The organism is Streptomyces sp. NPDC020192 (genome assembly GCF_044388685.1).
In the GTDB taxonomy this organism is placed as follows: Bacteria; Actinomycetota; Actinomycetes; order Streptomycetales; family Streptomycetaceae; genus Streptomyces.
In genome coordinates this window covers 1-4,074 of record NZ_JBIRXG010000099.1, presented here as the reverse complement: position 1 = coordinate 4,074, position 4,074 = coordinate 1, and the positions used below count along the sequence as shown (strand labels likewise).

Sequence of the window (4,074 nt, the reverse complement as noted above, 5' to 3'; positions counted from 1 at the left end):
GACCGCCGGCCGGTGTGCTCGACGGGCTCGGTGTCGGGGGCGGCTTCCAGGATGACGTGGGCGTTGGTGCCGCTGATGCCGAAGGAGGAGACACCCGCCCGGTGCGGGCGTCCTGTCCGAGGCCAGATGGTGTCCTCGGTGAGGAGGGACACGGCGCCCGCGCTCCAGTCGACGTGGGGTGTGGGCTCGTCGACGTGCAGGGTGCGGGGCAGCAGCCCGTGGCGCATCGCCATGACCATCTTGATCACGCCGGCCACTCCGGCGGCGGCCTGTGCGTGTCCCATGTTGGACTTCACCGAGCCCAGCCACAGCGGCCGGTCCTCCGGCCGGTCCTGTCCATATGTCGCCAGCAGTGCCTGGGCCTCGATCGGATCGCCGAGCGTCGTCCCCGTGCCGTGTGCCTCGACCGCGTCCACGTCACTGGGGGCGAGGCGGGCGTTGGCGAGGGCCTGCCGGATCACCCGCTGCTGGGACGGCCCGTTGGGTGCGGTGAGGCCGTTGCTGGCGCCGTCCTGGTTGACGGCGGATCCGCGTACGACGGCCAGGACCCGGTGGCCGTTGCGCTGCGCGTCGGACAGGCGCTCCACCAGCAGGAGCCCCACGCCCTCCGACCAGCCGGTACCGTCGGCCGCCGCCGCGAAGGACTTGCAGCGGCCGTCCGCCGCGAGCCCCCGCTGCCGGCTGAACTCGACGAAGACGCCCGGGGTTGCCATGACCGCCACGCCGCCCGCGAGCGCCAGGTCGCACTCACCGTTGCGCAGGGCCTGGCAGGCGAGGTGCAGGGCGACGAGCGACGACGAGCAGGCCGTGTCGACCGTGACCGCCGGGCCTTCCAGGCCGTAGACGTAGGCGATGCGGCCCGAGACCACGCTGCCCTGCGTCCCGGTGAGGGCGTAGCCCTCGACGCCTTCAGGAAGCCGGCTTCCGGGGCCGGCGTAGTCGTGGTGCATGAGGCCGGCGAAGACACCGGTCCGGCTGCCCTTGAAGGCGGTGGGGTCCAGGCCGGCCCGTTCGAAGGCCTCCCAGGAGGTTTCCAGGAGCAGCCGCTGCTGCGGGTCCATGGCCAGGGCCTCGCGCGGTGAAATGCCGAAGAAGCCGGGATCGAAGTGTCCCGCGTCGTAGAGGAATCCGCCCTCGCGGGCGTACGAGGTGCCCGGGCGGGCGGAGTGCGGATCGTAGAGGTTGTCCAGGTCCCAGCCGCGGTCCGTCGGGAAGTCGGCGATCACGTCCCTGCCCTCGGCCACCATCCGCCAGAGGTCCTCCGGCGAGCGGACGCCTCCGGGGTAGCGGCAGGCCATGCCGACGATCGCGATCGGCTCTCCGTCGACGGCGATGCTCACGGCAGCCCGTGGCCGGTCCACGGCGGCGGGAGCGGTCCCCAGGACCTCGGTCCGCAGCCGGTGCACGACCGAGGTGAGCGTCGGGTGGTCGAACACGAGCGTGGCCGGGAGGCGTACCCCGGTGGCCGCGGCCAGGCGGTTGCGCAGCTCCACCGCGCTGAGCGAGTCGAAGCCGAGTTCCTTGAACGCCCGCTCGGCGTCGATGGTGTGGGGCGAGCGGTGGCCGAGCACGGCGGCGACATGGCCGCGCACCACAGCCAGCAGCTCCTCGTCGCGCTCGGCGTCGGTGAGCTGGGTCAGGCGGGCGGCGAGCGCGGTGCTGTCGGAGTCCGCGCCGGCACGGGAGGCCCGTCGTGCCGGCGTACGGACGAGACCGTGGAACAGGTGGCCGAGCAGGCCGGAGTCGGCTCGTTCGCGCAGCGCGGCCGGGTCCAGCGCCACGGGCACGAGCAGGCCGTCCGCCGAGTCCGCGGTGGCCTTGTCGAGGAGGGCCAGGCCGGTGTCGGACGGCAGTGGGCGGATGCCGGAACGCGCCATCCACGTCAGGTCGTCCGCCGACAGATGGCCCGTCATCCCGCTGCTCTCGGCCCACAGACCCCACGCCAGCGACACCCCGGACAGCCCCTCGGCGCGCCGCCGCTCGGCCAGCGCGTCCAGGAAGGCGTTGGCGGCCGCGTAGTTGGCCTGGCCCGGGTTGCCGAAGACACCGGCGACGGACGAGAAGAGCACGAACGCGGAGAGGTCAGCCTCCCGGGTCAGCTCGTGCAGGTTCACGGCCGCGTCGACCTTCGGCCGCATCACCCGCTCCAGGCGCTCCGGAGTGAGCGCCGCGACCACTCCGTCGTCCAGGACGCCCGCGGCGTGCACCACACCGGTCAGTGGGTGCTCTCGCGGGATCCCGGCCAGCACGCGGGCCAGCTCGTCCCGATCCGCGGCGTCACAGGCCGCCACGGAAACCTCTGCGCCCAGCTCGCCGAGTCGCGCGACGAGTGCGGCGGCGCCCGGAGCATCGGCGCCCCGGCGACTGGTGAGGAGCAGCCGGCGCACGCCGTGCACGGTCACCAGATGACGGGCCACCAGAGCGCCCAGCGCGCCGGTACCGCCCGTGATGAGCACGGTGCCCGCATCGGACCAGGAGGCGGTGGCCCCCTGGGACGCCGTACTCGCCCGGCGCAGTCGAGGCACCAGTACCTCGCCCCCGCGCGCGGCGAGCTGGGGCTCGTCCGTACCGAGCGCGGCGGCCACCGGGCCCAGGACCGTGCCCGCGCCGGACTCCACGTCCACGAGCACGAACCGCCCGGGGCTCTCGGCCTGAGCCGACCGCAGCAGACCCCACACCGGCGTGGCCGCGAGATCCACGCGCCCGCCGTCCCCGCCCGCCGCCACCGCGTCACGGGTCACGACGACCAGACGCGACGCCTCCGCGCGGTCCGAGGCCAGCCAGTCCTGTACGACCCCGAGCACGCGGGCGGCGGTGGCGCGGGCCGCGACGGCGACCGGCTCGTCACCGGCGTCCGGGACGACGGGGAGGAGAACCGCGTCCGGCACCGGCTCGCCCGCGTCGAGAGCGGCGTTCAGCCGGGCGAGATCCGGGTAGCGGCGGACGGAAGGCCCGAGACCGAGGTCGGTGTCCGAGCCGACCACGGCCCAAGTCTCCTGATCCGCAGGGACCGTTGGGGCTGCGGCGAGCGGGGTCCACTCGATCCGGTACAGGTCGTCGTGCCGCGTCGCGCTCGCGCCCCGCAGCTGTTCGGGAGAGACCGGCAGCAGCGTCAGGGATTCGACGGTCGCGACCGGCCGCCCGGCGGGGTCCGCCAGAGCCAGCGTCACGGCGTCCGCACCGGTGCGTGTGGCCCTGACGCGCAGGTCCGTCGCACCGACCGCGTGCACGCGGACACCGGACCAGACGAACGGCAACCGGACCGGAGCGCTGCCGCCCACGGAGTCCAGCAGCACGGTGTGCAGGGCCGCGTCGAAGAGCGCCGGATGGATCGCGTACCGGCCCGCCTCCTCCACCTGCTCCTCGGACAGCCGGACGTCCGCGTACACCTCGTCGCCGAGCCGCCAGGCCCTTTCGAGTCCCTGGAAGACGGGCCCGTACTCGTATCCGGTGACGGCCGCGTCCTCGTAGAAACGGTTCACCGCGAGCGGCTCGGCACCGCGCGGCGGCCAGACCGTGAGGTCGGCCGCATGCTCCCCGTCGCCGGCGCAGGAGAGGACACCGCTGGCGTGGTGGGTCCACGGAGCGCTTACATCGGGTGCGTCCTCCGGGCGGGAGTAGATGTGCACCGCGCGCTCCCCGCCTTCGCCAGGTGCGTCGACGACGAGCTGGAACCGCACGGGCGCGACCAGCGGCAGAGGCGCGTGCAGCGTCAGCTCCGCGACGGTCGGGCAGCCCACCTCGGCACCGGCATGAAGGGCGAGTTCCGTGAAGGCGGTACCAGGAAGCAGAGGAGTTCCGTGTGCCGTGTGATCGGTGAGCCAGGCGTGCGTGCGAGGGGCGATGCGTCCGGTGAGAGTGAGCTGGTTCGTCTCCGCGTTGTGGAGTGCGGCGGCGAGCAGGGGGTGATCGGTGGGGTGAAGACCGTAGGCGGTGGGGTCGTTGGCCGTGGCGGGTTCGGTGAGCCAGTAGCGCTGGTGCTGGAAGGGGTAGGTGGGGAGGTCGAGCCGGTACGGGTGTGGCGCGTCTGAGGTCGGGGTCCAGTTGATGGGGAGGCCGTGGGTCCAGGCGTGG

General features: G+C 73.6%; 1 protein-coding gene. It reads right to left on the bottom strand.

Features of this window, described 5'->3' with window-relative positions:
* On the bottom strand, positions 1-4,074 hold a 4,074-nt coding region (locus ACH47Z_RS46965; RefSeq protein ID WP_399086731.1), incomplete at both ends, for a type I polyketide synthase.